31 protein-coding genes are annotated in these 24,879 nt (G+C 64.9%); 21 read left to right on the forward strand and 10 right to left on the reverse strand.

Annotation, left to right across the window (positions count from 1 at the left end; translation table 11 throughout):
• The first annotated feature begins 306 nt into the window (after window positions 1–306).
• Both FNJ47_RS51245 and FNJ47_RS15560 read left to right on the forward strand, forming a co-directional pair.
• A complete protein-coding gene (locus FNJ47_RS51245; RefSeq protein WP_235999903.1) occupies window positions 307–732 on the forward strand; it encodes a hypothetical protein in 426 nt (141 codons plus the stop codon).
• 116 nt (window positions 733–848) lie between these two features.
• Complete coding sequence (locus tag FNJ47_RS15560) at window positions 849–1,025, forward strand: MJ0042-type zinc finger domain-containing protein (protein WP_347341672.1); 177 nt, start codon at window positions 849–851, stop codon at window positions 1,023–1,025.
• A gap of 40 nt (window positions 1,026–1,065) precedes the next feature.
• Here FNJ47_RS15560 and FNJ47_RS15565 read toward each other — a convergent pair whose 3' ends face one another.
• On the reverse strand, window positions 1,066–2,124 hold the full coding sequence (locus tag FNJ47_RS15565; RefSeq protein WP_163154511.1) for an AraC family transcriptional regulator: 1,059 nt from the start codon (window positions 2,122–2,124) through the stop codon (window positions 1,066–1,068).
• 417 nt (window positions 2,125–2,541) lie between these two features.
• On the opposite strand from FNJ47_RS15565, the gene FNJ47_RS15570 reads away from it, so the two are divergent.
• The 7 genes from FNJ47_RS15570 to FNJ47_RS15600 all read left to right on the forward strand — a co-directional run bounded on the left by FNJ47_RS15570 (window position 2,542) and on the right by FNJ47_RS15600 (window position 10,673).
• The gene (locus FNJ47_RS15570; RefSeq protein ID WP_163154513.1) at window positions 2,542–4,194 is read left to right on the forward strand and encodes a fatty acid--CoA ligase; all 1,653 of its coding nucleotides are present in this window, start codon (window positions 2,542–2,544) and stop codon (window positions 4,192–4,194) included.
• Between the two features lie 42 nt (window positions 4,195–4,236).
• Entirely contained in the window at window positions 4,237–4,713 is a 477-nt protein-coding gene (locus FNJ47_RS15575; RefSeq protein ID WP_163154515.1) for a MaoC family dehydratase, read from the forward strand.
• Window positions 4,710–6,413: an alpha/beta fold hydrolase gene (locus FNJ47_RS15580; RefSeq protein WP_163154516.1), complete on the forward strand. Its 1,704-nt coding sequence runs from the start codon at window positions 4,710–4,712 to the stop codon at window positions 6,411–6,413. The genes FNJ47_RS15575 and FNJ47_RS15580 overlap by 4 nt, the downstream gene beginning before the upstream one ends.
• Window positions 6,406–7,356: a poly(3-hydroxyalkanoate) depolymerase gene (gene phaZ, locus FNJ47_RS15585; RefSeq protein ID WP_235999904.1), complete on the forward strand. Its 951-nt coding sequence runs from the start codon at window positions 6,406–6,408 to the stop codon at window positions 7,354–7,356. The genes FNJ47_RS15580 and phaZ overlap by 8 nt, the downstream gene beginning before the upstream one ends.
• A gap of 16 nt (window positions 7,357–7,372) precedes the next feature.
• The gene (locus tag FNJ47_RS15590) at window positions 7,373–7,801 is read left to right on the forward strand and encodes a phasin family protein (RefSeq protein WP_163154526.1); all 429 of its coding nucleotides are present in this window, start codon (window positions 7,373–7,375) and stop codon (window positions 7,799–7,801) included.
• Between the two features lie 61 nt (window positions 7,802–7,862).
• Window positions 7,863–9,080, forward strand: coding sequence for an acyl-CoA dehydrogenase family protein (locus tag FNJ47_RS15595; RefSeq protein ID WP_163154528.1), 1,218 nt, complete (start codon window positions 7,863–7,865; stop codon window positions 9,078–9,080).
• A gap of 48 nt (window positions 9,081–9,128) precedes the next feature.
• Window positions 9,129–10,673 (forward strand): acetolactate synthase large subunit, encoded by a 1,545-nt coding sequence (locus FNJ47_RS15600; protein ID WP_163154530.1) that lies wholly within the window; start codon window positions 9,129–9,131, stop codon window positions 10,671–10,673.
• Window positions 10,674–10,729: 56 nt separating this feature from the next.
• Here the strand turns inward: FNJ47_RS15600 and FNJ47_RS15605 are convergent, their stop codons facing one another.
• The 5 genes from FNJ47_RS15605 to FNJ47_RS15625 form a co-directional block, all read right to left on the reverse strand.
• A complete protein-coding gene (locus FNJ47_RS15605; protein ID WP_163154532.1) occupies window positions 10,730–11,977 on the reverse strand; it encodes an MFS transporter in 1,248 nt (415 codons plus the stop codon).
• The gene (locus FNJ47_RS15610) at window positions 11,974–12,303 is read right to left on the reverse strand and encodes a hypothetical protein (protein ID WP_163154534.1); all 330 of its coding nucleotides are present in this window, start codon (window positions 12,301–12,303) and stop codon (window positions 11,974–11,976) included. Before FNJ47_RS15610 ends, FNJ47_RS15605 begins: the two co-directional genes overlap by 4 nt.
• Entirely contained in the window at window positions 12,290–12,865 is a 576-nt protein-coding gene (locus FNJ47_RS15615) for an isochorismatase family protein (RefSeq protein WP_163154536.1), read from the reverse strand. Before FNJ47_RS15615 ends, FNJ47_RS15610 begins: the two co-directional genes overlap by 14 nt.
• Before the next feature lie 47 nt (window positions 12,866–12,912).
• Window positions 12,913–13,365, reverse strand: a complete 453-nt coding sequence (locus FNJ47_RS15620; protein ID WP_163154538.1) for a MarR family winged helix-turn-helix transcriptional regulator — start codon at window positions 13,363–13,365, stop codon at window positions 12,913–12,915.
• 235 nt (window positions 13,366–13,600) lie between these two features.
• A complete protein-coding gene (locus FNJ47_RS15625) occupies window positions 13,601–13,888 on the reverse strand; it encodes a hypothetical protein (protein ID WP_163154540.1) in 288 nt (95 codons plus the stop codon).
• Between the two features lie 113 nt (window positions 13,889–14,001).
• Here FNJ47_RS15625 and FNJ47_RS15630 point away from each other — a divergent pair, with 113 nt between their 5' ends.
• From FNJ47_RS15630 to FNJ47_RS15640, 3 genes are all read left to right on the forward strand, one after another.
• A complete protein-coding gene (locus FNJ47_RS15630; protein ID WP_163154542.1) occupies window positions 14,002–14,301 on the forward strand; it encodes a hypothetical protein in 300 nt (99 codons plus the stop codon).
• 12 nt (window positions 14,302–14,313) lie between these two features.
• Window positions 14,314–14,622 carry a hypothetical protein gene (locus tag FNJ47_RS15635; protein ID WP_163154544.1) on the forward strand — a complete coding sequence of 103 codons (309 nt, stop codon included), beginning with the start codon at window positions 14,314–14,316 and terminating at the stop codon, window positions 14,620–14,622.
• A 178-nt stretch (window positions 14,623–14,800) separates the two neighbouring features.
• Complete coding sequence (locus FNJ47_RS15640; RefSeq protein WP_163154545.1) at window positions 14,801–15,754, forward strand: alginate lyase family protein; 954 nt, start codon at window positions 14,801–14,803, stop codon at window positions 15,752–15,754.
• A 31-nt stretch (window positions 15,755–15,785) separates the two neighbouring features.
• Here the strand turns inward: FNJ47_RS15640 and FNJ47_RS15645 are convergent, their stop codons facing one another.
• Window positions 15,786–16,100: a hypothetical protein gene (locus FNJ47_RS15645; RefSeq protein ID WP_235999905.1), complete on the reverse strand. Its 315-nt coding sequence runs from the start codon at window positions 16,098–16,100 to the stop codon at window positions 15,786–15,788.
• 247 nt (window positions 16,101–16,347) lie between these two features.
• Here FNJ47_RS15645 and FNJ47_RS15650 point away from each other — a divergent pair, with 247 nt between their 5' ends.
• The 8 genes from FNJ47_RS15650 to mscL all read left to right on the forward strand — a co-directional run bounded on the left by FNJ47_RS15650 (window position 16,348) and on the right by mscL (window position 22,461).
• Entirely contained in the window at window positions 16,348–17,418 is a 1,071-nt protein-coding gene (locus FNJ47_RS15650; protein ID WP_163154549.1) for a sensor histidine kinase, read from the forward strand.
• Between the two features lie 58 nt (window positions 17,419–17,476).
• Window positions 17,477–18,133, forward strand: a complete 657-nt coding sequence (locus FNJ47_RS15655; protein WP_163154551.1) for a response regulator — start codon at window positions 17,477–17,479, stop codon at window positions 18,131–18,133.
• A 159-nt stretch (window positions 18,134–18,292) separates the two neighbouring features.
• Window positions 18,293–18,655, forward strand: coding sequence for a hypothetical protein (locus tag FNJ47_RS15660; RefSeq protein ID WP_235999906.1), 363 nt, complete (start codon window positions 18,293–18,295; stop codon window positions 18,653–18,655).
• Window position 18,656: 1 nt separating this feature from the next.
• A complete protein-coding gene (locus FNJ47_RS15665) occupies window positions 18,657–20,408 on the forward strand; it encodes an OmpA family protein (RefSeq protein WP_163154555.1) in 1,752 nt (583 codons plus the stop codon).
• Window positions 20,408–20,908 (forward strand): Rab family GTPase, encoded by a 501-nt coding sequence (locus FNJ47_RS15670; RefSeq protein ID WP_163154557.1) that lies wholly within the window; start codon window positions 20,408–20,410, stop codon window positions 20,906–20,908. Before FNJ47_RS15665 ends, FNJ47_RS15670 begins: the two co-directional genes overlap by 1 nt.
• Window positions 20,909–21,189: 281 nt before the next feature.
• The gene (locus tag FNJ47_RS15675; RefSeq protein ID WP_163154559.1) at window positions 21,190–21,612 is read left to right on the forward strand and encodes a DUF3597 domain-containing protein; all 423 of its coding nucleotides are present in this window, start codon (window positions 21,190–21,192) and stop codon (window positions 21,610–21,612) included.
• Window positions 21,613–21,689: 77 nt separating this feature from the next.
• A complete protein-coding gene (locus FNJ47_RS15680) occupies window positions 21,690–21,968 on the forward strand; it encodes a hypothetical protein (RefSeq protein ID WP_163154561.1) in 279 nt (92 codons plus the stop codon).
• Window positions 21,969–22,041: 73 nt separating this feature from the next.
• Window positions 22,042–22,461, forward strand: a complete 420-nt coding sequence (gene mscL / locus FNJ47_RS15685) for a large conductance mechanosensitive channel protein MscL (RefSeq protein WP_050419983.1) — start codon at window positions 22,042–22,044, stop codon at window positions 22,459–22,461.
• A gap of 249 nt (window positions 22,462–22,710) precedes the next feature.
• Here the strand turns inward: mscL and FNJ47_RS15690 are convergent, their stop codons facing one another.
• From FNJ47_RS15690 to FNJ47_RS15700, 3 genes are read right to left on the reverse strand one after another with little or no spacing between them, the layout of a single operon-like run.
• Window positions 22,711–23,529, reverse strand: a complete 819-nt coding sequence (locus FNJ47_RS15690; RefSeq protein WP_235999907.1) for a class I SAM-dependent methyltransferase — start codon at window positions 23,527–23,529, stop codon at window positions 22,711–22,713.
• Window positions 23,516–23,980, reverse strand: a complete 465-nt coding sequence (locus FNJ47_RS15695) for an Rrf2 family transcriptional regulator (RefSeq protein WP_163154563.1) — start codon at window positions 23,978–23,980, stop codon at window positions 23,516–23,518. The genes FNJ47_RS15690 and FNJ47_RS15695 overlap by 14 nt, the downstream gene beginning before the upstream one ends.
• A 13-nt stretch (window positions 23,981–23,993) precedes the next feature.
• Window positions 23,994–24,557 (reverse strand): hypothetical protein, encoded by a 564-nt coding sequence (locus FNJ47_RS15700; RefSeq protein ID WP_163154565.1) that lies wholly within the window; start codon window positions 24,555–24,557, stop codon window positions 23,994–23,996.
• Between the two features lie 122 nt (window positions 24,558–24,679).
• Between FNJ47_RS15700 and FNJ47_RS15705 the strand changes: the two genes are divergently transcribed.
• A complete protein-coding gene (locus tag FNJ47_RS15705) occupies window positions 24,680–24,874 on the forward strand; it encodes a hypothetical protein (protein WP_163154567.1) in 195 nt (64 codons plus the stop codon).
• The last annotated feature ends 5 nt before the right edge of the window (window positions 24,875–24,879 follow it).

The following is a 24,879-nucleotide window of genomic DNA, read 5'->3' on the forward strand; positions in this document are numbered from 1 at the left end:
CGTTTGTTGGTCGGCCTCCGGGTTTTCTGGAGGGTGGAGCGTGGGAGGTATCCGATGTGTATACGAGACAGGTGGTGGTGGTGGCGGCGGCGGCGGCGGATGTGGCCGCAAATGCCTCGGCGGTGGCGGCCGTATCGGACGCGTCGACCTTGTCGCGCTCAACACGCGGCTGAATGCGCTTGTGATCCAGGCCCGGGGAGGGAAGTAACGAGCGGCTATGCCGCCGTCATTGATATCGCCGGCTTGATATCCTCCTTTGGCTTCCTATCGTTTGAAACAGTTCTGGTTCTGCAAGGAGCAGTACCGATGAAAGCATTCATCTTGGCGATCGCCGCTGCCGGATTGTCGGCGCTGCCAGCGCAGGCTCAGACGCAGACGCCGCAGCACACGCCGCTGCCGGAAATTGTCGTCGGCGCACCTCCGCCGACGGTCAACCTCAACCGCGACACCAGTGGCGGCACCGGCCGGGCTGCGGCAAGAGGTGGCGGCGGCAGTGCTCCCGCCGAGCGCTGCGGCGATGCAGCCTCGCTTGGCTGCATCAACGAGCGGTTGAAGAAGCAGGTCGATCAGGTCAATCCGCCCGTGACCAACACGCCGCCGATCGACGCGAAGTCGCAAGATCTCAAGGTGGGCGTGGTCAACGTCCCGGCGGTGCAGCAGCAATATGGCCGCAACTTCGGGGTCTCCGCCTTTCCCTATCGCCCGCCAGCGCCCGTTTTCAGTCATCGATAACGATCACGCGACCCGACGCCTGCTTCTCGCAGATCGTGACGCCGTCACATTTCTGACGATGGGCATGTGGACAATAGAACGTGCAACGGCTTGCTGATTCCATGCGAAAATCTGACGTGACGTGCCCCCATTGCCAGGCCGGCTATCGCCGGATCGAGTTGACGTCGAAGGGCGGCATCGCAGGCGAGTTTCGATGCCTGGTGTGCGATCACATGATCGAGCTGATGGATGGCTCGACCGATGTTGCGTTTCGGCTGACCGTGCAGCCGGGCAAGACGTCCTACGCCTATTAGTGTCTGCCCCGGTGAGGCGGTGAGGGATCGCAGCTTGCGATCATTCGCCGCGGATATCGCTCGGTGCCTTGTTCGTCCACCGGTGGAACGCGCGCCTGAAGTTTGCCGCGTCGCTGAAGCCGAGTGCCAAGGCGATATCGTCGTTGGCCAGCGTCGTGTTGCGGAGATATTTCAGGGCAATCTGGGTCCGCAGCTCGTCGTGCAGCCCCCGAAACGAAAAGCCTTGCAGACGAAGCTGGCGACGCAACGATCGGTCGTTCACGCCGAGCAGCTTCGCGATGGCTTCGAAAGTCGGGGGATTTGCGATGTCGCGAAGCAGAATGGCACGAATTTTTCCGGCAACGCCGGTCCGCAGTCTCAAATCCCCGAGCAAATCGTCGCAGAGCGCCACGATGGTTGGATAGGTCGTCTTGTTGCCGAGATCCGCGCTCCGATCCAGCCATTGCGCCTTGAAGACGATCTGGCTGGCCGGCTGATCGAAGCGCACCGGGCATCCCACATGATCGAGCGGAAGTTCGAAGTCCGGTCCTTGCGAATAGGCGAGCGTGATTTCGGTGGGGGCGAAGCCCGACCCCATGATGTCGCGCATCAACGAGATGTGGATGCCGATCTGCATCTCGGTGACGAACCGGTAAAGCGCGGAATCGGCCTGCGCGTGCAGATTGGGCTCGATGGTCCATCTCGCAGAGGCCTTGTCCTCGGTGAAGTCGATCGTCGCCAGCGGCGCCGCGAGCGCGTGGTAGCGCATCGCAAACTCCATTGCCTTGCGGAAGTCCGGGCAGCAGAGCAGCGCATAGCCGTACATTCCGTATGTCGAGATGTGGATCGATGCGCCGATGCGATAGGGCAGATGACGGTCGGTCGACAGGCGCAACGCGTTCTGGCAGACCTTCGTCAGTTGCGTCAGCGAGATCCGCGCTTGCGGAGAATGGACGTCGGCCAGCGGAATCTTGGTGTCGCGCAGGATGGCGTCGGCCGGGACGCCGGCGCCGGCCAGCATGTCGAAGACCGCGCCGAGCTTGGTTGTCTCATAGACCTTGTCGCTGGTGCCGACAGTCAGGATATCGTGCCGGGAGCCCAAAGGCTTCTTCAGTCGCATGGTTGGTTGCAAAGTGAAGCAGCCTTTCCCTGGGTCCCGAAGCGCCGCAAACTTGGCCTGAGCGGATGTCCGCTCGCCGACTCCTTGGAACATAGCCGGTTCGCGCCACAACCCAAGACCTATCAATGGGGCCGCCTTGTTGCGCAGCAGCAAAAAATCGGAGCGGCAAAATCACGATGGGGACGGCACGAGAGCAATTTCGGTAAAGACCGCTGCCGCTGATGAGAGCACCTTGTCCGGTTGAGACCCCTGCGATGACCGTTTCGGACCTTCACAAATCTCGGGCGTCACGCGAGGCTTCGTTCTAGTGTCACACGGTCAAACCGTCGCGACGCAAGACGGCAGACCACGCGATCCGCGCGCTCAAGAACTGCGGACGTCACGGTCGGAGGACATGCCAGGTCGAGGGAGGCTTCCATGGTTGGAAGGCTGATTCAGACTGCCAAATCCGCTTATGACTATCCGCTCATCTTCAAGCAGCTGTGGCACACGCCGCGCGTGCAGGCGCCGGATCAGGAGATCGTCTACCGCGATCTCAAGCGTCAAACCTATCGGCAGACCAGAGAACGCATCGGACGTCTCGCCTCGGCGCTCAGCAAGGCGGGCGTCGAGCCCGGCGACACCGTCGGCGTGCTCGAATGGGACAGCCATCGCTTCCTCGAAGCGTTCTTCGCGATTCCGATGATGGGCGCCGTGCTGCAGACGGTCAACGTCCGCCTGTCGCCCGAGCAGATCGCCTACACGATCGATCATGCCGGCGCGACGACGCTGCTCGTCAACGAGGAATTCGTCGGTCTGCTGGAAGGCATCAAGGCGCAGCTGCCGAAGGTCAAGCGGCTGATCGTGATGTCGGACCGGTCGGCGCCGCAGACCGGCAGCCTGTCCTTCATCGGCGAATATGAAAGCCTGCTGGCGGCGGCCTCGCCGGATTACGACTTTCCCGATTTCGACGAGAACACTCAGGCCACCACCTTCTACACGACCGGCACCACCGGTTTGCCGAAGGGCGTCTATTACAGCCACCGCCAGCTCGTGCTGCACACCATCGCGGGACTGGCGCTGTTCGGCATGGCAGGCTCGCAGGGTCGCTTCTCGCGCGACGACGTCTACATGCCGATCACGCCGATGTTCCACGTCCATGCCTGGGGCTTCCCGTGGTCGGCGACGCTTGCCGGCACCAAGCAGGTCTATCCAGGCCGCTACGAGCCGGCGATGCTGATCAAGCTGATCAAGAGCGAAGGCGTCACCTTCACGCATGGCGTGCCGACCATTTTGCAGATGCTGCTCAACGCCGCCGCCGCGGCCAAGGTCGATCTCAAGGGTCTCAAGATGGTGATCGGCGGCTCTGCGTTGCCGAAGGCGCTGGCCAAGCAGGCGATGGAGGCCGGCATCGATATCTTCGCGGGCTACGGCATGTCGGAGACCGGCCCGCTTGCCGCGGTCTCCCATGTCCAATCCAGGGATCTCAGCGGCGATCTGGAAGGCGAGGTCGAATTCCGCACCCGCGCCGGCATGGCCGGCCCGCTGGTTGATTTGCGTATCGTCGACCCCGACATGAAAGACGTGCCGCATGACGGCAAGTCGGCCGGAGAGATCGTGTTGCGCGCGCCGTGGCTCACGCAAGGCTATTTCAACAATCCCGAAGGCTCGGAGCAGCTCTGGGAGGGCGGCTATCTGCACACTAGCGATATCGCCGTGGTCACCCCGGGAGGCTATGTCCAGATCACGGACCGGATCAAGGACGTGATCAAGACCGGCGGCGAATGGGTCTCCTCGCTCCAGATCGAGGATCTGATCTCGCAATGCGCCGGCGTCGCCGAGGCCGCGGTGATCGGCGTCAAGGACGACAAATGGGGCGAGCGGCCGCTGGCGCTCGTGGTCAAGAAGCCGTCCGGCGCCGACGGCCTCAGCGACGATGCCATCAAGGACCATCTCAAGGTGTTCGCCGACAAGGGCGTGATCTCGAAATACGGAATACCCGGCAAGATCCTGTTCATCGACAGCATTCCCAAGACCAGCGTCGGCAAGATCAACAAGAAGGAGCTGCGCGAGCAGTACGGCGACATGTGACGGTGCGGGCGCGCCTGAGAAAAGATCGAGGAGGACAACGAGATGAGCAACCTCACAATGGCCGGGCTGGGTGAACATGTCGGAAAGGAGCTCGGACTTTCCGACTGGGTCGCGATCGATCAGCAGCGCATCGACAATTTTGCGTCCTGCACCGGCGATCACCAATGGATTCACGTCGACGTCGAACGGGCGAAACGGGAGAGCCCGTTCCGCGGTCCGATCGCGCATGGCTACCTGACGCTGGCGATGGTGGCGCCGCTGGCGATGCAGGTCGGGATCATTCCGCGCGATGCCGCCGCGGGGCTGAACTACGGGGTCGACAAGGTGCGCTTCCTGGCGCCGGTGCCGTCAGGCGCGAAGGTGAGGCTGCGCGTCGTGCTGTCCGGCATCGAGCCGCGGGACGGCGGCCAGGTGATCATGAAGACCCTGAATACGCTCGAGGTCGAAGGATCGGAGAAGCCGGCCTTGATCGCCGAAACGCTGGCGCTTCTGATTCCCGCAGCGGGAGCAAGACAATGAGTGCGGAAAATCGCAGCCCGGATTCGCCGGCCTCCGACATGTCCGAGGCCGCGTCGCGGACCACGCTGGCGCTCAATCCACTGGTCGGCATTCAGGGCCAGGATCTGGTCGAGAGCGCCGGCATCCTGTTCAAGGCGGTCATCAACGAACCGAAGGTGGCGACCGAACAATGGCTGTCCTTTGTCGGCGAGCTCGGCTCGATCGTCGCCGGCAAGTCCGAGCGCGCCCCGAAGTCGGGCGACAGACGGTTTGCGGACCAGACTTGGAAGGAGAGCTCGCTGCATAGCAGCCTGCTCAAGACCTATCTGGCGTGGGGCGAAGCGGTCAACGGCCTGGTCGACAAGACCAGTCTCAGCGACATCGACAAGCAGCGCGCGCATCTGATCACTGACATCCTGATCGACGCGGTCGCGCCGACCAACACGATGCTCACCAATCCGGCAGCAGTCCGCAAGTTCATCGACACCGGCGGGCAGAGCCTGTGGAGCGGGCTGAAGAACTATATCGGCGATCTGACGCAGAATCGCGGCATGCCGTCGATGGTGGACACGAGCGCCTTCAAGGTCGGCGAGAACCTCGCGACCACGCCGGGCGCGGTGATCTTCCGCAACGAGCTGCTGGAGTTGATCCAGTACACCCCGACCACGCCGACGGTCAGGAAGCGGCCGCTTCTGATCACGCCGCCTCAGATCAACAAGTACTACGCGCTCGACCTGTCGCCGGACAAGAGCATGGTCCGTTTCCTGCTCGAGAGCGGCATCCAGGTCTTTGCGGTGAGCTGGCGCAACCCGACGGCGGCGCATCGCGACTGGGGGCTCGACACCTATGTTGCGGCGCTCGACGAGGCGGTCGACGCTGCGCGCGAGATTTCCGGCAGCGAGGACATCTCGATGATGGGATCCTGCTCCGGCGGCATCACCTCGACAGCCTATTTCGCGACGCTCGGCTCCGCCGCCGAGAAGAAGATCAAGAACCTGGTGCTGGCGGTCTGCCTGCTCGATCCCAACTCGGCCGAGGAGAGCACGTTCGGCTGCCTGATGACGCCGGAGACCATGCGGGCGGCGAAGGCGTCGTCGCAGCTGCGCGGCATCGTCGACGGCCATGATCTGGCGCGGATGTTCGCCTGGATGCGGCCCAACGACCTGATCTGGAACTACTGGGTCAACAACTATCTGCTCGGCAACCAGCCGCCCGCCTTCGACATCCTGTACTGGAACGCCGACACGACGCGGCTGCCGGCGGCGCTGCACGGCGACTATCTTGATCTCTATTTCTCGAACCCGTTCGTCAACGCCGGCAAGCTGACGCTCAACGACAAGACCATCGACATGAGCAAGGTCAAGGCCGACAGCTACGTCGTCGCCGGGGTGACCGATCACATCACGCCGTGGAAGGGCGTCTACAAGACGGCGCAGATCATGGGTGAGGGCACCACCTTCGTGCTGTCGAACAGCGGGCATTTGCAGAGCCTGCTCAATCCGCCGAGCAACCCGAAGGCATCTTTCATGATCGGGCCGATCTCCAACGACAAGCCTGATGCGTTCATGGCCTCTGCCGAGAAGCGCAAGGGCAGCTGGTGGCTCGACTGGCGCGACTGGCTGCAGCCGCGCTCGGGCGACGAGATCAGCGCGCCGAGCTCTCTCGGCAGCGCGCGCTATCCGACGCTGGGTGCGGCTCCGGGGACCTATGTCTTTGACTGAGGATGTCACCAGCGCCGACAAGGCCGGGCCTGCGGCGGCTGCGCAGCGCGGCACGATCGAGACCCGGCAGGTCACGATCGATGGGCAAATGCTTCAGGTCGCGATCCGGCACGGCGACGGCAACGGGCCGCCGCTCCTGCTGTTCAACGGCATCGGCGCCAACTGGGAGCTCGCGAAGCCGTTCCTCGACGCGCTTACCGGCACGTCAGCAATCATCTTCGACGTGCCCGGTGTCGGCGGATCACCAAGGCCGGCGTGGCCCTATCGCCCGTCGACGCTGGCGCGGCTTGCGGCCGAGCTCGTCGCGGCCCTGGGCTACGCCGTGGTCGACGTCGCCGGCGTGTCGTGGGGCGGCGGGATCGCGCAGCAATTCGCGCATCAGTTTCCGAAACGCTGCCGTCGGCTCGTGCTCGCCGCGACCGCGCCCGGTTTCACCATGGTGCCGGCAAGCCCCTCGGTGCTGTGGAAGATGGCGACGCCGCGCCGCTACACCGACAAGGGCTACATGAAGAGCATTGCCGCCGACATCTATGGCGGCGCGTTCCGCGACGATCCGTCCCTGATCGGCCGGCATGCGGCGGCGATGCACGGCGCGCGCAGTGCGGGCTACTTCTATCAGTTGCTCGCGATGACCGGCTGGACCAGCCTGCCGTGGCTGTGGTCGCTGCCGCAGCCGACGCTGATCCTGATGGGAGGCGACGATCCGCTGGTGCCTCCGATCAACGGCCACATCATGGCGAGCCTGATCCCGAACGCCGAACTGCAGCTGATCGACGACGGGCACCTGTTCATGGTGACGCGGCCGGCGGAGACCGCCCGGCTGATCGAGGCCTTTCTCGCCGACGAGAGCCGTCAGGTCGCGCCGTCGACCCTGCTCTCGCGCACGACCAGCTACCTCAGGGATCTCGTTCCAACGTCCGGAGAGCGGCGGCAGAAATCGTAACCACAGGGAGGACATCATGACGGATAACAGCTCATACATCGATATGCTGCGGAAGTTCGGTAGTGATCTCGGCTTGCCGAAGCTGAACGTGGACGAACTGCTCCAGAGCCAGAAGAAGAATCTCGAGGCGCTCGGCCAGAGCGCGAAAGTGGCGGCGCAAGGTGCGCAATCGGTGGCGCAGAAGCAGCGCGAGGTGCTGGAGGCGGGCTTGCGCGAGGCCTCGACACTGGCGCGCGAATACAAGCCGCTCGGCAAGGTCCATGAGAACCTCGCCTTGCAGACCGAGTTCGCACGGAAAGTGTTCGATATTGCGGTCAAGGGCGCACAGGACAGCGCGTCGACGGCACGGCAGTCGACCACCGATGCGGTCAAGATCATCCAGGACCGGATGAAGGAGAACTTCGAAGAGTTCCGCGCCAGCGTCCGTCCGAACAAGTCGACCTGAGATCGTCTGCCGGCATCACGACAGATCAAGCAAGGCCTCGCCAGGCATCAGGGAGGACACCATGGTTAACGCGCAGGCAACACGGACGTCGAGGCCGGACTACGCGCCACCGCCGATCAACGGCGATTTTTATGGCATTGCCAACGTCCTGAACGAGACGGAGCGCGCGCTGCTGCGGCGCGTGCGCGAGTTCACCGAAGGCGTGGTGGCGCCGGTCATCGAGGAATTCTGGGGCCGCGACGAGTTTCCGTTCGCGATCATCCCGAAGATGGCCGAGATCGGCATCGGCGGCGTCGGCTACCAGGGCTATGGCGCCGCCGGCGGCAGCTGGCTGCTGAACGGCTTCGTCGCGATGGAATTGGCGCGCGTGGATTCCTCGGTCGCGACCTTCTGGGGCGTACATACCGGGCTTTCGGCGGGCTCGATCTATCTGTGCGGCGACGAAGCGCAGAAGCAACGCTGGCTGCCTGCGATGATGCGCTTCGAGAAGATCGGCTCGTTCGGTCTCACCGAGCCGCTGGTCGGCTCCGCGACGTCGGGCGGGATGCTGACCACCTGCCGACGCGAGGGCGACGTCTGGATTCTCAATGGACAAAAGAAGTGGATCGGTAATGCCACCTTCGCCGACATCAACGTGATCTGGGCGCGCGAGGAGACCTCGAACCAGGTCAAGGGCTTTGTCGTGACGAAGGACAATCCCGGCTTCTCGGTCGAGAAGATCAAGACCAAGATGGCGCTGCGCGTGGTGCAGAACGGCCTGATCACCCTGAAGGATTGCCGTGTTCCCGAGGCGGATCGTCTGCAGAACGCCAACACGTTCAAGGACACGGCCAAGGTGCTGCGCATGACCCGCACCGGCGTGGCGTGGTTCGCCGTGGGCTGCGCGATGGGCGCCTATGAGCATGCGCTGCGTTATGCGACCGAGCGGCGGCAGTTCGGCAAGCCGATCGGCGGCTTCCAGCTGGTGCAGGATCTCCTGGTCAGGATGCTCGGCAACGTCACTGCGACCCAGGCGATGATGCTACGGCTCGGCCAGATGCAGGACGAGGGCGTGATGCTGGACGAGCACGCTTCGCTGGCGAAGGCGTTCTGCACCGTCAAATGCCGCGAGAGCGTCGGCTATGCCCGCGAGCTGCTCGGCGGCAACGGCATCCTGCTCGAAAATCATATCGGCCGCTTCGTCGCGGACGCCGAGGCGATCTATTCCTATGAGGGCACCCGCGAGATGAACACCCTGATCGTCGGCAAGTCGATCACGGGATTGAGCGCCTTCGTCTGATCAACGCAAACGCCAAGAGTTGCAGCAGGCTAACGACGGAGAAGCGGCATGAACGGGGCGGAAAGTCTTTTGCGGACGCTGGTCGGATCGGGTGTCGAGGTCTGCTTCGGCAATCCCGGCACGTCGGAAATGCACTTCGTGGCGGCGCTCGACCGGGTGGATGGTATGCGCACCGTGCTTGGCCTGTTCGAAGGCGCGGTGACCGGCATGGCCGACGGTTATGGCCGCATGGCCGAGAAGCCGGCCGCAACGCTGCTGCATCTCGGGCCGGGGCTCGCAAACGGGCTCGCCAATCTCCACAACGCGCGCCGCGCCGCCACGCCGCTCGTCAACATCGTCGGCGATCACGCGACCTATCACGCACAATATGATGCGCCGCTCGCCTCCGACGTCCACGGTTTCGCGCGGCCGGTCTCCGCCTGGGTGCATTCGTCGGCAAGCGCGCGCACGGTCGCCGCGGATGGCGCGCTCGCCGTGCAGGCGGCGCTGCAATATCCTGGCCAGATCGCGACCTTGATCCTGCCCGCCGACACCGCGTGGCTGGAGGCGGACCGTCCCGCGCCGGCCCTGCCCAAGCCGATGCCGGCGCAGGTTTCGACCGAGGCCATCGACCAGGCCGCAATCGCGCTCCGATCGGGAAAGAAGTCCGTGTTGCTGATCCGCGGCGCCGCGCTGAAGGAGCGCGGTCTCAATGCGGCCGGCCGGATCGCCGCAGCAATCGGCGCGCGGATCGCCTGCGACACCTTTGCGCCACGCTGCCAGCGCGGCGCCGGCCGTGCGCGGATCGAGCGCATTCCCTATTTCGCCGAGCAGATTGTCGAGTTCATGAGAGGAACGGAGCAGCTCATCCTGGTCGGCGCCAAGCCTCCGGTCAGCTTCTTCGCCTATCCGAACAAGCCGTCCTGGTGCACGCCGGAGGATTGCCGGATTCTCTATCTGGCTCACGCGCATGAGGATGGTACGGCGGCCCTGGAGGCGCTCGCCGACACCTTGAAGGCCACCCATCAGCGGCTCGATACCGACACATTGAACAAGCCGGATATTCCGGCCGGGCCGCTCGATGCGCGCACGGCCGGGCAGGTCATCGCCCATTATCTTCCGGAGGGCGCGATCATCTCCGACGAAGGCGCAACGGCAGGTGGCGGCGTCCATCGGTTCGCGGCTGCGATCGAGCCGCACGATCATCTGACCCTGACTGGAGGTGCGATCGGGCAGGGCATCCCGCTCGCGACGGGAGCGGCGGTCGCGTGCCCGGACCGGAAGGTCGTCTGTCTGCACGGCGATGGCGGCGCGATGTATACGCTGCAGGCGTTGTGGACGCAGGCACGGGAGGCACTCGACGTCACCACGGTGGTGTTTGCCAATCGCTCCTACGCGATCCTCAATATCGAGCTCGGACGGGTCGGCGCCGGCGATCCCGGACCCAAGGCGTTTTCGATGCTCGACCTGCACAATCCCGAGCTCGATTGGGTCAAGCTGGGGTCCGGCATGGGCGTGGAGTCGACCCGCGCAACATCGGTGGAGGAATTCGCGAATCAGCTTGGCAGCGCGATGAAACATCGCGGTCCGCGTCTGATCGAGGTGGTCTTGTGATGATCGCTGTCGTCTGAGGCCCGGGCAACGTCACGCCGCCGAGCAAGGACGGTCCGTCATTCGGCCGGCGGCAGGCTGCCATGTCCGCTGCCATGTCCGGCTGCGGCGTTCGCCTGCGCGAGCATGCCGAGTGCGACGAGTGCCGCGGCAAAGCCCGCGGCAGCGCCGACGCCGAGTGCCCAGCGCGGGCCGAGATGATCGGCGACCCAGCCGACGATCGGTGCGCCGATCGGCGTACCACCCAGCGCAACGCCGAGCCGCAGTGCCATCACGCGTCCGCGCATCGCAGGCTCGGTCGAGAGCTGCATCAGCGCATTCGAGGTGTTCAGGATCGTCAGCGAGGCGATGCCGATCACGACGAGGGCGGCGGCAAACAGCCAGTAGTTCGGCGCCAGCGCAGCCAGCGTGCAGCCGACGCCGAAAATCGCGGAGCCCAGCATCAGCGCGACAAAGCGCGGCTGGTCGCGGGTCGCGGCCAGCAATGCTCCCGACATCGTTCCGATCGCCATCATCGATGACAACAAGCCAAAACCGCGCGCGTCGGTATGGAAGACGCCGACCGCCATGGTCGAGATGAAGATCGGAAAATTCAGCCCGAAGGTGCCGATCAGAAACAGCATGACCAGGGTCGCCCTGAGATCGGGGCGCGACCAGACATACTGAAATCCTTCCGTGATGCCGCCCCTGGTGCGGGGTGCGCGCGCATTCGGTCGGAGCTCGGATTTGCGCAGCAGGCTCAGCGACGTCAGCACCGCCATGAAGGACGCCCCGTTGAACAGGAACGCCCAGCCGGTGCCGACCGAGGCGATGAGCAGGCCGGCCATCGCGGGGCCGACCATGCGCGCGGCATTGAACGAGGTCGAGTTCAGCGCGATGGCGTTCGACAGGTCTCGATCGCCGACCAGCTCGGCCACGAAGGTCTGGCGGACCGGAGCGTCAAGCGCAGCGCTGCAGCCGAAAAGAAATGCAAACACATAGACGTGCCAGAGCTGCACCAGCCCGGTAACGGTGAGAATGCCGAGGATGAGCGACAGCGTGCCCATCGTCGCCTGCGTCGCCATCAGGAGCCGCCGTTGGTTGAAGCGATCGGCGGCGAGGCCGGACCAGGGCATCAGCAGCAGCTGTGGGCCGAACTGCAGCGCCATCACGATGCCGACGGCGGAGGCGCTGTGGTTGGTGAGCTGGGTGAGAACCAGCCAGTCCTGCGCCGCGCGCTGCATCCAGGTGCCGATGTTGGACACCAGCGCGCCGGCTGCCCAGACCCGGTAGTTGAAGCTCGCCAGCGATCGAAAGATGCGTCTCATGTTCGCTGAGGATCATTGCCGCCGTGAAACCGTCCGAACCGCCGCGCCAGGAACAGGCCGATCAGGAGACCGCCGAGGCCGAGTGCGGCGACGTCGCTGGTGGTTCGGAGGCCGAAGTCGCCGACGCGGCAGACCAGCAGATATCCGACGGCGAGGTTGAAGAAGCCCCACACGATGTTGACGGTCGATGACGACAGGCCTTCGCCCGGCGGCTTTGCGAACGGGCTCTGGAACGCTTTGCCCATCATGCCGGCGACGACGTGGGGGATCGCGTTGGTGAGGAACGCGCCGCCGAAAAAGTAGGCGACGAGGTCATGCCAGTTCATGGGCGTTGGTCCTTTCAAGGAGATTGATGATCGCTTGCGTCGAGCCGGTTTCGCCGAGCCGCGGGAATACGTGTTCGATGCTGTAGTCATGGGCGTTCGGCCGCGCATCGGTCATGGCGTCGATCGCGAGCGTGACGTTGAAACCGGCCTCATAGGCCTGCCTTGCGGTTGATTCGACGCCGGTGCCGGTGGCAACGCCGGCGATCACGACATGGGTGACACCGCGGGCGCGCAGCCGGGTCTCGAGATCGGTGCTGGCGAACGCGCCCCATGTCCGCTTGGTGACGACGATGTCGCTCGCTTGCCGGTCGAGCTCCGGGATCAGCTCGGTCCAGCCATCGGGAAATGCGCCGCCGGGGCGCGGGCGCTCGGTTCGTCCGGGCGCTGTGCCGTCGACATTGACCAGCGCGATCGGCAGTCGGCGTTGCCGAAACGCTGTGATGAGGTCGCAGGCGCGCGCCACGACGTCGGCGAACGGATGGATGAAGGGCGCGCCGACGAGGCCTGATTGCAGATCGACGACAATGAGGGCGGTGATCGGATCGAGCGTCGTCAGGGCCATGATCGTTTCCTTTCAGCCGATGTTTCTCGCGATCGGCGCGGCGGGCATCAATCCTCGACCAGCCGCTTCAGGAGGCCGACGGCGGCGGCGAGTTCGTCCTGCTCCCGCGCCGACAGCCGCGTGGCGATGGTGCGCGACAGCCAGTCCTGCCGCGCGGCGCGGCCGGTGCGCAGCCGCTCGCGGCAGGTCTCGGTGAGCGACATGATGGTCTGCCGGCCGTCGTCCGGATCGGGCGCGCCGCGGACCAGGCCCGCGGCCTCGAGCGCCGATATCGCCGAGCTCATCGACTGCGGACGCATCCCCTCCGACCGCGCCAGGCTGGACACGGTCGCGGGGCCGCCCTTCTCGAGACGCAGCAGCACCGCGACCTGGGACGGCGGCAGGTCCTCACGCTGGCCTTGCTCGCGCAGCCGACGCTTCAGCTTTCCAATCAGCAGGCGGAGGTCTTCGGCGAGCGCGGAGGTGCGCGCCGAGCCGGTACGGGCCGGTGAATTGTTCATGCCGGTGAGAATGGCATATATGAAGGTAAACTGTAAAGATTATCTTCGCAGCCTTCCTTCAGATCCACGTGATCGCCGGCGTGGCGGCGCATCGCCAACCACCAGAAAGCCGCGACAAAGCTGGGCCGGATCGCTGGATGGGTATGGTGAGGATCAGGGGTGCGCAGGCGTTGAGCCGATCCGACGGCTCGGTGCGGATATGAAGCGCTGAGCAGGGAGCCGGGGAACCGTTGCGTTACCAGATGACGCGTGCGCAAATCAGTGCGAGCGGCACGACAGCAAGACCAATCGGAACCCATTTGCGCATGTCAGCGGGATCGCGGGAATACCGGAATATCTGGATGCAAATGAAGAAGCAGACGGCGGCGCCGATCAGGATGCGGAACAGGTCAGCGGGGGTGTCGTACAAAGTCGCAAAGCTCTCATTCTGGGGCATAGCCACCCGGGCCGTTGTCACCACCACGACCAGTAGAAAGAGCGTCCTTAGAACGAGACCGAGAAACCGCATATGCGTGCCAGCCATCACTCTGTCCGAGTCGATATATAGCACGAATCTGAAGATAAAATAAGCATCTGCACAACTTTGTGCGGTGCGGCGGCCTTATGACAACCCGCTCATTCAAAGGGCAAGCTGCAATGAAATTCGGCACGCTCTCCGTGGTCATCCTGGGATTGACCGTTCTCTCGGGCGCCGCAGCCTCCGCGGCATCCCCAGCGCGTTGCCGCGCCGAGGTGCTGCGATCCGAGGAGCTTCCCTATGCTCCGATCGGCTCCTGGCTGCACAAGTCCACCGTTCGGATCACCTATCCGGACGGCCAAACCGTCGATTCGACGTTTGCCAGGAGTGCGCCGTGGCAGGCTACGCTCCGCCGTGGCGATCGTTTCCGGTTCGACTGCGAGCGGCTGCGCGATGCGTGGCCCATCGCTCCGCAATAGGGGGATACGGTCATGATTGATCTGATCATCGGCGTTGCCCAGATTGCGCTCGCGCTGGGCAGTCCCGCCGGCCCTGCCGCCGATCGCGCTTGGCGGCCGTCGGTTGTCCGGATCAGGATGGTCTGCGATCAGGACTGCAACTGTCACCGAACGCGATATCACGAGCGCCGGCCGATGCCTGCGGGGCGCGACGATCTCGCCTGTCGCACTCCAAGCGGCCGCTACATCGGCCAATACAATGGCCATTACCGCAAGGGGCCGGCGACAGGCGTCGGCTTTGACGACAAGGCCCCCGTCCGTGAATTCCCATTTCCGTTCTGACCGGTCTGCCTGCTTCGACGAGCCTCGGCCGCGCTCCAAAATTCTGAACGGCGCCTGAACTCGATTCCGGATCGCATCACATTAGATTTGGTTGTCTTGGTGCGCGCGTTTGTCGATGACTGTGTTTGCGCTCACGACGTGGCGTCTCGTCCCCGCGGTGGCTCGCAGAGTTCTTTCCATGAAGCTTGATATCCGACTTGCGACGATCTGCGGATCGATCGCCTTCGCTTGCCTCGCGCAGCCCGCATCGGCCCGGACGTGCGAGGCGCCACCGGCGCTGACGTCGGTCGATCCGCCCGGCTTCTATCAGAATGCCAGCGGCTACGCGGAGGCCATCAAGCCGCTCCATGCGTTCATTGCGCAGGTCAACAAGGCGGCCGATGAGCGCGATCCGGACTGCGTCATGGACTTGCTCGCCGGCTGGGCCAGGGGAAATGCGCTGCTGACGATCGGCGCCAACTATCAGGGCGATTTCGAACGCTCCTGGGCCGGGACCGATTTCGCGCTGGCGTTGCTGCGCTTCCCCGCAGCGTCCACCAAAGCGGATCACCGCTTCCAGCAAATCAAGCCATGGCTGATCCGGATCGCTGAGGAGACGCGCGATGCCGATCGCATCAACCACCTCGGCAACAACCTGGTCTACTGGGCCGGGCTCGATCTGATGTCGATCGGCACCCTGACCGATCGCGATGATCTGGTCGAAGCCGGCCTCTCCTGGGCGCGTCAGGGCATCAGGGACATCGGGGCGCACGGCGAACTGGAACGCGAATTGAAGCGTGGCGAGCGCGCGCTGCACTACCACAATTTTGCGCTCACCCCGCTGGTGTTCTGCGCCGAACTCGCAAGCCGCCGGAAGATCGATCTCTATGCGGAGAATAACGGAGCGATCCATCGGCTCGCCGCCGTGATCGTTCGCGCCGTCAAGGATGAGCGGAGCTTCAGCGCTCTCTCGCAAGTGCCGCAGCAGCTCTTCCCCTGGACCTTCCAGGGCGACCTTGCCTGGATGGAGCCATACTACGCCCGGTTTCATGATCCGGATTTGTTGCCGCTTCTTCGCGCGAGACGGCCTTTGAACAATCCGCGGCTTGGCGGCAACGTGACGGCGGCCTGGGGCGCGCCGCTGCCGGACTGACCATCGGGCCGGGGTGCCCGACGACATGCGCTCACTCGCTTTCGCTCTCGCTGGTCGCCGGAGCCGCGTAGGTGTCGCGTGCGCGCTTGGTCACGGCCGCATAGCGCGCCGTCGCGCTGAGGCTCATCAGGCCGGCGCGCACCAGTCCGAGGATGGCGCGCCGTGAGTGGAATGGTCCGGTCTTGCTCGCGGCATATCCGCGCGGGTAAAGCTGCAGGCGGCCGACCAGCGCTTCCTGCAATGCCACCTTCTGGGTCGCGCTCAGGCGCCGGCGCCGCGCCGGCTTTTCCGCCTCCGCCAACATGCGCAGCTCGATGCGCGCCGATTTCCGTGGCGCAGCCCTCATTGTCAGCTCACACTCCGGTCGACTGGCGCGGCCTTCCGAAAAGCCCGGCGCCGGGCTGGCATCGCCATGGACGCCGGCATATGGCACATCACGACTTGCGCTGTTGCTCATCCTCGAACAGAACCGCATTTCGAGCGGCGGCGGCATCTGACGAAAGTCAGGATCAGTTGTGACGAAAGTCATATTCGTTTGCGGCCGCCACCGGCTTACGCCAGAGTGGGCTGCTCGCTGAGTTGATGGGCAACGCATGATCGATCTGAGCAAGGATTTGCTTGCGGCCGCGGAAGCCAATGTCATCGGTCTCGCCGTCATCGGTGCCGACCGGAGCATGCAGCGGAAAATCGGGGGGCTGGTCGAATGGCTTCCCGCCATTGGTATCGATTGCTGCGAGTGCATGCTGCTGGTCGGCATGGAAGCCGAGTTGGCGGCGCTTGCGAGCGGCCAGCGGGACATGATCGCGCTGGCCGGTGTGCGTGGCGCATCGCCTGACATCACGCAGCCGATGACGGCGGTCGTGCTGTGGAATGGCGCGCAGTCGCATTATTTCGTCATCGCCATGCCGGACTTCGCCGGCCGCCAGGTCGAAACTCTGCTCGGCAGCGAGCGCCGGGCCCGGCGCCTGATGGAGCAGCAGCTCGAGGCGGCGAGCGCGGAGGTGCGTTTTGCCTCGCTGGCGCGGACGCGGCTGCGGCTGGCGCGCGATCTGCACGATACGCTGGTGCATTCGATCGTGGCGCTGCTGACCCAGATCCGGTTGATCAGGCATTATCTGTCGGCCGATCCCTCCCGCGTTGCGGACAGCCTTGCGACCGCGGAAGACGCCGCGGCAAGCGGCCTCGGCCGAGCCCGCGAGGCGATCGCCCGGCTGCGCATGCCCGACGATTGGAAGCTCGATCCCGATGTCGAGGGGCAGCTCAGCGACTTCGCCACCCGCAGCGGCGTCAGGGTGTCGATCCAGATCGACGAGGAGGCACGGGCCGGCTTGCGCGACTGCGGCCTGACCGTTCAGCGTATTCTCAGCGAAGCGCTGCGCAATGTTCAGACCCATGCGCAGGCACGCCGCGTCTCGTTTCACGCCTTCGATGAGCCGGCCGCAGTCGGCCGGAAGCTCGTTGTCGAGATCCGCGATGACGGCCGCGGCTTCGATCCCGCGGTGCCTACTCCAGGACATTTCGGATTGATTGGAATGGCCGAATTTGCTGAACTTGTCGGCGGAAGCTGCGCGGTGGAGAGCGCGCCCGGACAGGGAACGCTGGTCCGGATATCGCTCCCCGTGGCGGTGCCGCCGGTAGCATCTGCCGGCGTGCTGGCCGATTGATGTGGTCGCCATGTTGAGGTGGTCGCCGTGCACACCTTTGAGAGGATGATGGAAGCCCGTGAGCAGGATTGAGAAGGTACGGGTGCTGATCGCCGAGGATCAGACGCTGATCAGGGAAGGGATCGCCACACTGCTCGCCCAGCAGAACGACGATTTCGAGATCCTTCCCGGCGCGTCCGACGGCGAGCAGGCCATCGAGTTCGCGCGGCGCTACCGGCCGGACGTCATCCTGATGGACCTGCAGATGCCGCGTGTCGACGGCATTGCGGCGACCCAGCGGATTCTCCGCGAGCTGCCGCAGACCCATATCGTGGTGCTGACGACATTCGAGACCAACGATCTGATCTTCGAGGCAGTGAGCGCGGGTGCCAAGGCGTATCTCTTGAAGGACGCCAGGATGGAGGAGATCGCATCGACGATCCGCGCCGTGATCAACGGCCAGTCCGGGCTTTCGCCTGGGGTCGCCGCGCGCATCCTCGACGAGTTCAAGCGACTCCGCGGTCCGCGCATCTCGGCGAAGCTGCCGGTGCGCGACGGGCTGACGGCACGGGAGAATGAAATTCTCACGCTGATCGTCGAGGGCAAGAGCAATACCGAGATCGGCGAGCGGCTGCACTTGGCCGAGGGAACCGTGAAGAACTATGTCAGCACGATCCTGGAGAAATGCCAGGTCAAGAACCGTACAGAACTCGCAATAAAGGCAATAACTTACTAGAAATAATTGCCCTTGTCCCGACAACCAGGCGGCTGATCTGGCTGAGATTGCTCGCCTTTTTCTGGGCCGCGCCCGCAAAATTGGCTATAGGATCGTTCAGGATTTGCTTTTGGAATGGCAAGTCCGGATTGCGCAGCTTTGACTAAGCAGGGAATGACCATGAAGGGTATCGAGCGCCAGACCAAGGATACGGATGGACTGGCAAACGCGGCGGCCGGCAACGGCGCGGATGCCGCGGCGCATGGCATGGCGGCGATCGATCAGGTCCGCGACCTCCTGTTCGGCGGCGCGCAACGTTCGCTCGAGACCAACCTCACGGGTCTGCGCGACGAGATGCAGGCATCGCTGAAGCAGATGCAGGCGGACTTCACCAACGAGCTCACCGCGCTTTCTGCGCGGCTCTCCGACCTGGAGCGGGACACCGAGCAGAAGCGCCTCGACTCGCTGAAGGATGTCGGTGCGGCCATCACCCAGCTCGGCGCGGCCATCAGCGGATTGGGATCGGGCCGCACGGGCAAATAGCATGGCAGCTGCTGCCGGCCAAAACCGCGAGATCGAGCAGCTCAAGACATTGCTGTTTCAGCCCGAGGCGACGCGTCTGACGTCGCTGGAGGCCGATCTCGATTCGCTGCAGCGCTACGTCGGCAATTCCGATCGCCTGGAGACGGCCACCGCCGGCATTCTGGTCGAGGCGCTGGAGCGCGCCGAGGTCAACCGGCCGCGCGAGCTCGCCACCGCGATTGCGCCGGTCGTGGTCTCCGCGATCCGCAGCGAGATCAAGAACTCGCGCGAGCAGATGATCGAGGCGCTCTATCCGATCGTCGGCCGGCTGGTCAGCGCCGCGGTCGCGAATGCGTTCAGGGAACTGGTGGCCTCGCTCGAGCAGCGCATCAACGCGCTGACCTCGGCGCAACTGTGGGTCGGGCGGGTCAAGTCGCTGGTGACGGGACGTCCGATCAGCGAGTTCGTGCTTGCGGATGCCCCGCCGCAGATCAATCGCCTGCTGATCATCGAGCGCGGCAATGGCCGCCTGATCGCCGACTGGAAGCGCGAGGCGAACCCCGACGAGCGCGCCGATCTGCTGAGCGCGATGGTCGCGGCGATCCTCGAATTCTCCGTGCAGGCGCTGGCCGGCGAAGGCAATCTGCAAACGCTCGATTTCGGTGGACGGCAGCTCGCGCTGCGCGCCTCGCCGCGCTACATCCTGGCGGCGGAGTGCCTGGGACCGTTGCGTCCTGCCGACAATGCCAGGATCAACTCGCTGTTCTTCGATGCGATCGAGCGCATCGACCGCGGCGCCGATTGCGATACGCCGATGCTTGCCTCGCTCGCCGCCGCGATCGAGACCGACGACGCGCCGCCTAGGATCGCGAGCCGGCGCGGCAAGGTGATCCTGTTCGCCGTGCTGGCCGCTGTGGCCGCGCTGTTGCTCTGGCTTGCTGCGACATCGGTGACGCGGGGTCTGTTGGAGCGGCGGACCCATGCGGCGCTGGAGCAGCTCGTTGTGAAGCAGCCGTTGCTCGCCACATTCCCGCTGCGGCTCGACTTCGATCACGGCGGCCGAAGCGTGGCCGTCTCGGGCATCGAGCCGAGCGAGCTCGAGACCGCGCCGTTGATCGACGCGCTCGCTGCGGCCGCTGCGCCCTACAAGGTCGTCAACCGCATCGGGCTGGTGTCCGCGCCGGAGCAGATGGCGGCATCGCAGGCCGGTATCGCAGGCCTGCAGCAGAGCCTGACGCGCCTGCAGGCGAGCCTCGACCAGATGCGCGAGGCAATGAGCGCGCAGACGAAGTCGGGCGACCAGAAATTTGCCGGGCTGACCGAGCAATACGACAAGCTCGGCGAGCAGTCCGTGAAGCTGGGCGATGAAGTTGCAAAACTGCGATCCGTGGTCGAAGGCCCGGCGGCGCGGCTAGACCGCTTCATCGCCTCGACCGCGATCTTCTTCGTCAACAATTCAGATGATTTCCTCGATAACGATCAGGCCGAGCCGCAGTTGCGCGAGCTTGCCGGACTGCTCGCGAACAACGATCTCAAGGTGCGCATCGTCGGCTATGCCGATCAGAGCGGCACCGAAGGCACCAACCGGACGCTGGCGCGCAAGCGGGCGGAGCAGGTGCAGCGCAGGCTGAGCGCGCTCGGGGTCGACCCGTCGCGGCTGATTCTGGTTTCGCGCGCCGCGACGATGCCGATCACCGACCGGCTCGATGCCACCGTCGGCGGCAATCGCCGCGTGGCATTCGAGACGGTCTATCGAGGCGAAGTGGCGCGCTGATGCTCACCGCAAAAGTCATGCTGCTCGGCGACATGGGGGTCGGCAAGACGTCGATCCTCTATCGGCTGATCTACAACCGGTTCGAGGGCCAGTACAAATCGACGCTCGGCGTCGAGATCCTGAGCCATGACGTGACGCCGGCCGACGGCAGCGACCCGATGCGCCTCGTGCTGTGGGACACCGACGGCGATTTCGGCACGCAGATCTTCGACACCGTCTATGTCACCGGCGCCTCCGCGGCGATCATCGTGTCCGATGTCACCCGACCGCAGACGGTGACCCGGATGGTCGAACTGGTCCGCGGTTTCGAGGAGCGATTTCCGGGACGGCCCTACCGGGCGCTGCTCAACAAGATCGACCTGCCGGAAGCCGCGGGAAGCGCCGGCCTGATCGCCGAGCTCGCGAAGTCGAGCGTCAAATCGGTCAGCGCCAAGACCGGCGTCGGCATTGCCGAAAGCTTTGTCGAGCTTGCTCAGGCCATTCGGCGCCGTCAGCTCTAGTTCAAGAAGCGCAAAGGACGTTGGTGTCAGCCGTCCCGACTTCTCGGGGCTGGCGAATCGGGCCGGGACGGCTGACTTCATCGCACGTGGGGCGTACGATGAAACGCGCGCGACGTGCGGCGCACGGCCGCACGAATCTCGCGCCGACTGCACCACGTCGTCCCACACTCCGATAGTGACGATGGTCATCTTCCGCTCGGCCAATGGCCTGCCTATCGTCCGCTCCGTCACCGGAACCAGCCACGAGACAAACGGTGTCTCGGGCGCACGGAGTGAGAGACATGAGCATTTTTGGAAGCATCATGGGTGCAATCTTCGGCCACGGCGCCCAGGCCAAGACACCTGAGAGCAAGACGCCCGAGACCACGACGTCGGCTGCGCCCGGCGCATCGCCTGCATCAACGTCCACCGCCGTACCCACGGCGCCCGGCACGCCCGTCGCGCAAACCGTCGACGTCGCGGCGATCGTCGACAAGGCAGCCGCCGTCACCGGCGAGAAGCTCGACTGGCGCACTTCGATCGTCGACCTGATGAAGGCGCTCGGCCTCGACAGCAGCCTTGCGGCGCGCAAGGAGCTCGCGAAGGAGCTGCACTACACCGGCGATACCAACAACACCGCCACCATGAACGTCTGGCTGCACCAGCAGGTGATGGCGAAGCTCGCCGCCAATGGCGGCAAGCTGCCCGCCGACATCAAGACCTGACGATCCGTATCGAGCCGTGCGCGGTGTTCGCGCCCGCACGGCTCCGAACCATGTGTATTGCGTGAGGAGCAGTTGCGATGACCTCATCTCATCCTGCCATCCTGAACGGGCGGCGCACGAGCGTCGCCGCTGCGCCGATCGGCGCGGGGCTTGGGCTGGCAGCATTGGCGCTGGGCATCACAATCGCCGTCGCCCGCGCGGATAATTCCGGCGACGAGCAGCATTCGACGAATGCGAATGTGCAGCGCGCCGCGCAGCTCCCGCCGCCGGCGCGGGTCATCTTGCCTGCACCCTGGGAGCAGGCGACGCCCGCACAGCCGGCCGCAGCGCCGGCGAAGTCGGAAGTTCACAAATAGGCTTCGCACTTTTGCAGCGGCCGGCGATCCGTCGCCGGGCCGCGCCACACCCTTTCTTGAAACAGGAGATGACATGCTGAAGGAATTCAGGGAATTCGCCATGAAGGGCAACGTCGTCGATCTCGCCGTCGGCGTGATCATCGGCGCAGCCTTCGGCGCGATCGTCTCGTCGATGGTGGCCGATATCATCATGCCGATCATCGGCGCGGCCAGCGGCGGGCTCGACTTCTCCAACTATTTCACCGCGCTGTCGAAGTCGGTGACGGCGACCAACCTCGCCGATGCCAAGAAGCAGGGCGCGGTGCTGGCCTGGGGCAACTTCCTGACGCTGACGCTCAACTTCCTGATCGTCGCCTTCGTGCTGTTCATCGTGGTCCGCCTCATGAACCAGCTCAAGCGCGAAGCGCCGGCGGCGCCGGCCGAGCCACCCAAGCCGACCAAGGAGCAGGAATTGCTCACCGAGATTCGCGATCTTCTCAAGTCGCGTGCGTAGCGATCGCTGCTTGTATCGTGCGTACTGCCCAGCTCTGGAGTCTAGTTATGCCAGAACAGGTCAAGCTGCCCCGTAAATTGTCGCAGGAGCCCGGTGGCCCGTCCAAGCTACGGCCGAGCCACCGGCGGGTCATCGAGGAACTCGACCGTTGGGCCAACAGCTCCGGCCTGCAGCCGCCGAGTGACGCAGACAAGCCGGACGACGACAGGCGCTAGCGCGCGCCAGATGCGACGATTGCTGCTCGCGACGCTAGCGCCGCAGAGCCGTCGCGATCAGCGCGGTCGAGGGAATCGCAAAACTGTTGCCGACCCGTCTGCTGTCGATCTCGGCACGGAAGGCGCCGGCCACCGCGGCGCTCTTGTCTGCGTCGAGCCCGCTCCAATGCGGCATGAACTCGAACAGTTTGTCGACGTCGCCGGGATTGGCGACATCGAGTTTGAAGTCGTGGGTGATCTCGGCGATGACAGGATCGGCGAAGCCGGCGGCGATGACCGCGGCAGCTAAGCGGCCGGGATCGGCGAGCTCGGCGAGGCCTCTGCAGGGCATTGGCGTGACGTTATCGGGATAGAGCCGCCGGATGATCTGCGACAGCAGCAGATGCACTGCTGCGCCGTCGGCGCTTTTCCAGACCGCAATCGCGACCGTTCCGCCAGGCCGCGTCACCCGCGCCATTTCGCGCAATCCGGCGCGCCAGTCCGGAAACAGCATCACGCCGAACACCGACACCGCCGCATCGAAGGCAGCATTGGCCAAATCGAGCGCCTGGCCGTCCATCTGACGTGCTTCGATATTTTGCAGGCCATGCGCGCGGACCCGCGCCACCATGCCGGCGGAGAAGTCGATCGCGGTGACGGCCGCGCCGGTGCGGGCGGCAGCAAGCGCCGCTGCACCCGTGCCGGTCGCGACATCGAGCACTTTCGATGACGGGCCGATCGGGAGTGTTGCGACCGCGGCGTCGGCGAACAGCGTCGTGAACGGCTGCGACTGCGCCTCATAGGCGGTGACCATTTTGTCCCAATGCGCGGGATCGTTGTACGGCAGAGGCTTCGCCTGCTCACTTGACTGCATGAATCTGGTCCTCGAGGCTTTGTTTGTGCTTGGCGAGCCGGCGCTTGAAATCCTTCGCCAGCGCTTCGAGCGTCACGCCGCCGAGCCGCTTCAGGAAGAGCGCCTCGACCTCGCGAAACGTATCGCCGAGTGCGTCGTTGACGGCCTGTTCGACCAGGCAGCCTGGATTTTCCGAGCGGTGGCCCATCGCCACGATCGTGGGTGCGCCGACCGCGCGATAGATGTCTGCGAGGCTGATGTCTGTGGGGTCGCGCGCCAGCGTCCAGCCGCCGCCATGGCCCTTTTCCGAGCGGACCAGGCCTTGCTCGCGCAGGCCCGCCATCACGCGGCGGACGACCACCGGGTTGGTGGCCATCGCCTGTGCAAGTTGCTCCGACGTCACCGGCTCGCCCGCTCCGATCATGTGGAGCAGGCCGTGCAGGACGCTGGATAAACGGCTATCGCGTATCATGTAACTTCATATGTTACATGATGGGGCTGGCGTCAAGAGAGGCGATGGGCATCATCGTTTCTGGCCATCCCCTTACCTCCCCTTGAAAAGGGGGGCGCTTTGCTCGCAAGAGCAGAGCGGGTGGCGATTTGCTCTCTCCGCATACAGCATCGCCTGTGGCTGACCCCCATCCCGACCTTCCCCCTTTCAGGGGGAAGGGGAAGAGATCACGGCGCGCATCCGGATTCTTCAATCGGGATTTGCGTGCCGGATTTGGCGGCGCCGCCCGTTTAATCCCCATCGGGGTTTGAGAGGCGGGGGCGCGATCGTGGGCAGTGCGGCGGTTGATCGGATGTTGCTGGATGCGGTGGCGCATTATGGCGCGGGCCGCGCGACGGAGGCCGGCACGCTGTGCGGCGATATTCTGACTGCCCATCCAGACCATGTCCCGGCGCTGCATCTGTCCGCCGTCATCGCCTTCGTGACCGATCGCGCCGCGGAGGGCGCGGTGCTGCTGAACCGGGTGTTCAGCCTCGATCCGCATCATGGACCGGCCTTCGCCACGCTCGGCGATGCGCTCGCCGTCAAGGGTGAGCACGAGGGCGCGGTGGCAGCGTTCGAGCGCGGCGTGACGCTGCGGCCGGACGATTCTCCGGTGCTGCGGAGCCTTGGTGCTGATATCGTCGACCTCGCGCCGACGCGCTTGGCCACCCGGTCTGGATGCTGTGTCCCTATGCACTCGACCGGCGCTGGCTGCGCGACCGCGCCGACACGCCCTGGTATCCGACCATGCGGCTGTTCCGTCAGGACAGGCCGCAGGCCTGGGAGCGCGTGCCGGCGCGGATGTCGGACGAGCTTGCGCGGCTCGCCGGCGGCGAGCGCGAGTTGCTGCTGCCGGCTCCCTTGGCGCGTTGACCTGC

Source organism: Bradyrhizobium uaiense (genome assembly GCF_010811875.1).
Lineage (GTDB): Bacteria > Pseudomonadota > Alphaproteobacteria > Rhizobiales > Xanthobacteraceae > Bradyrhizobium > Bradyrhizobium uaiense.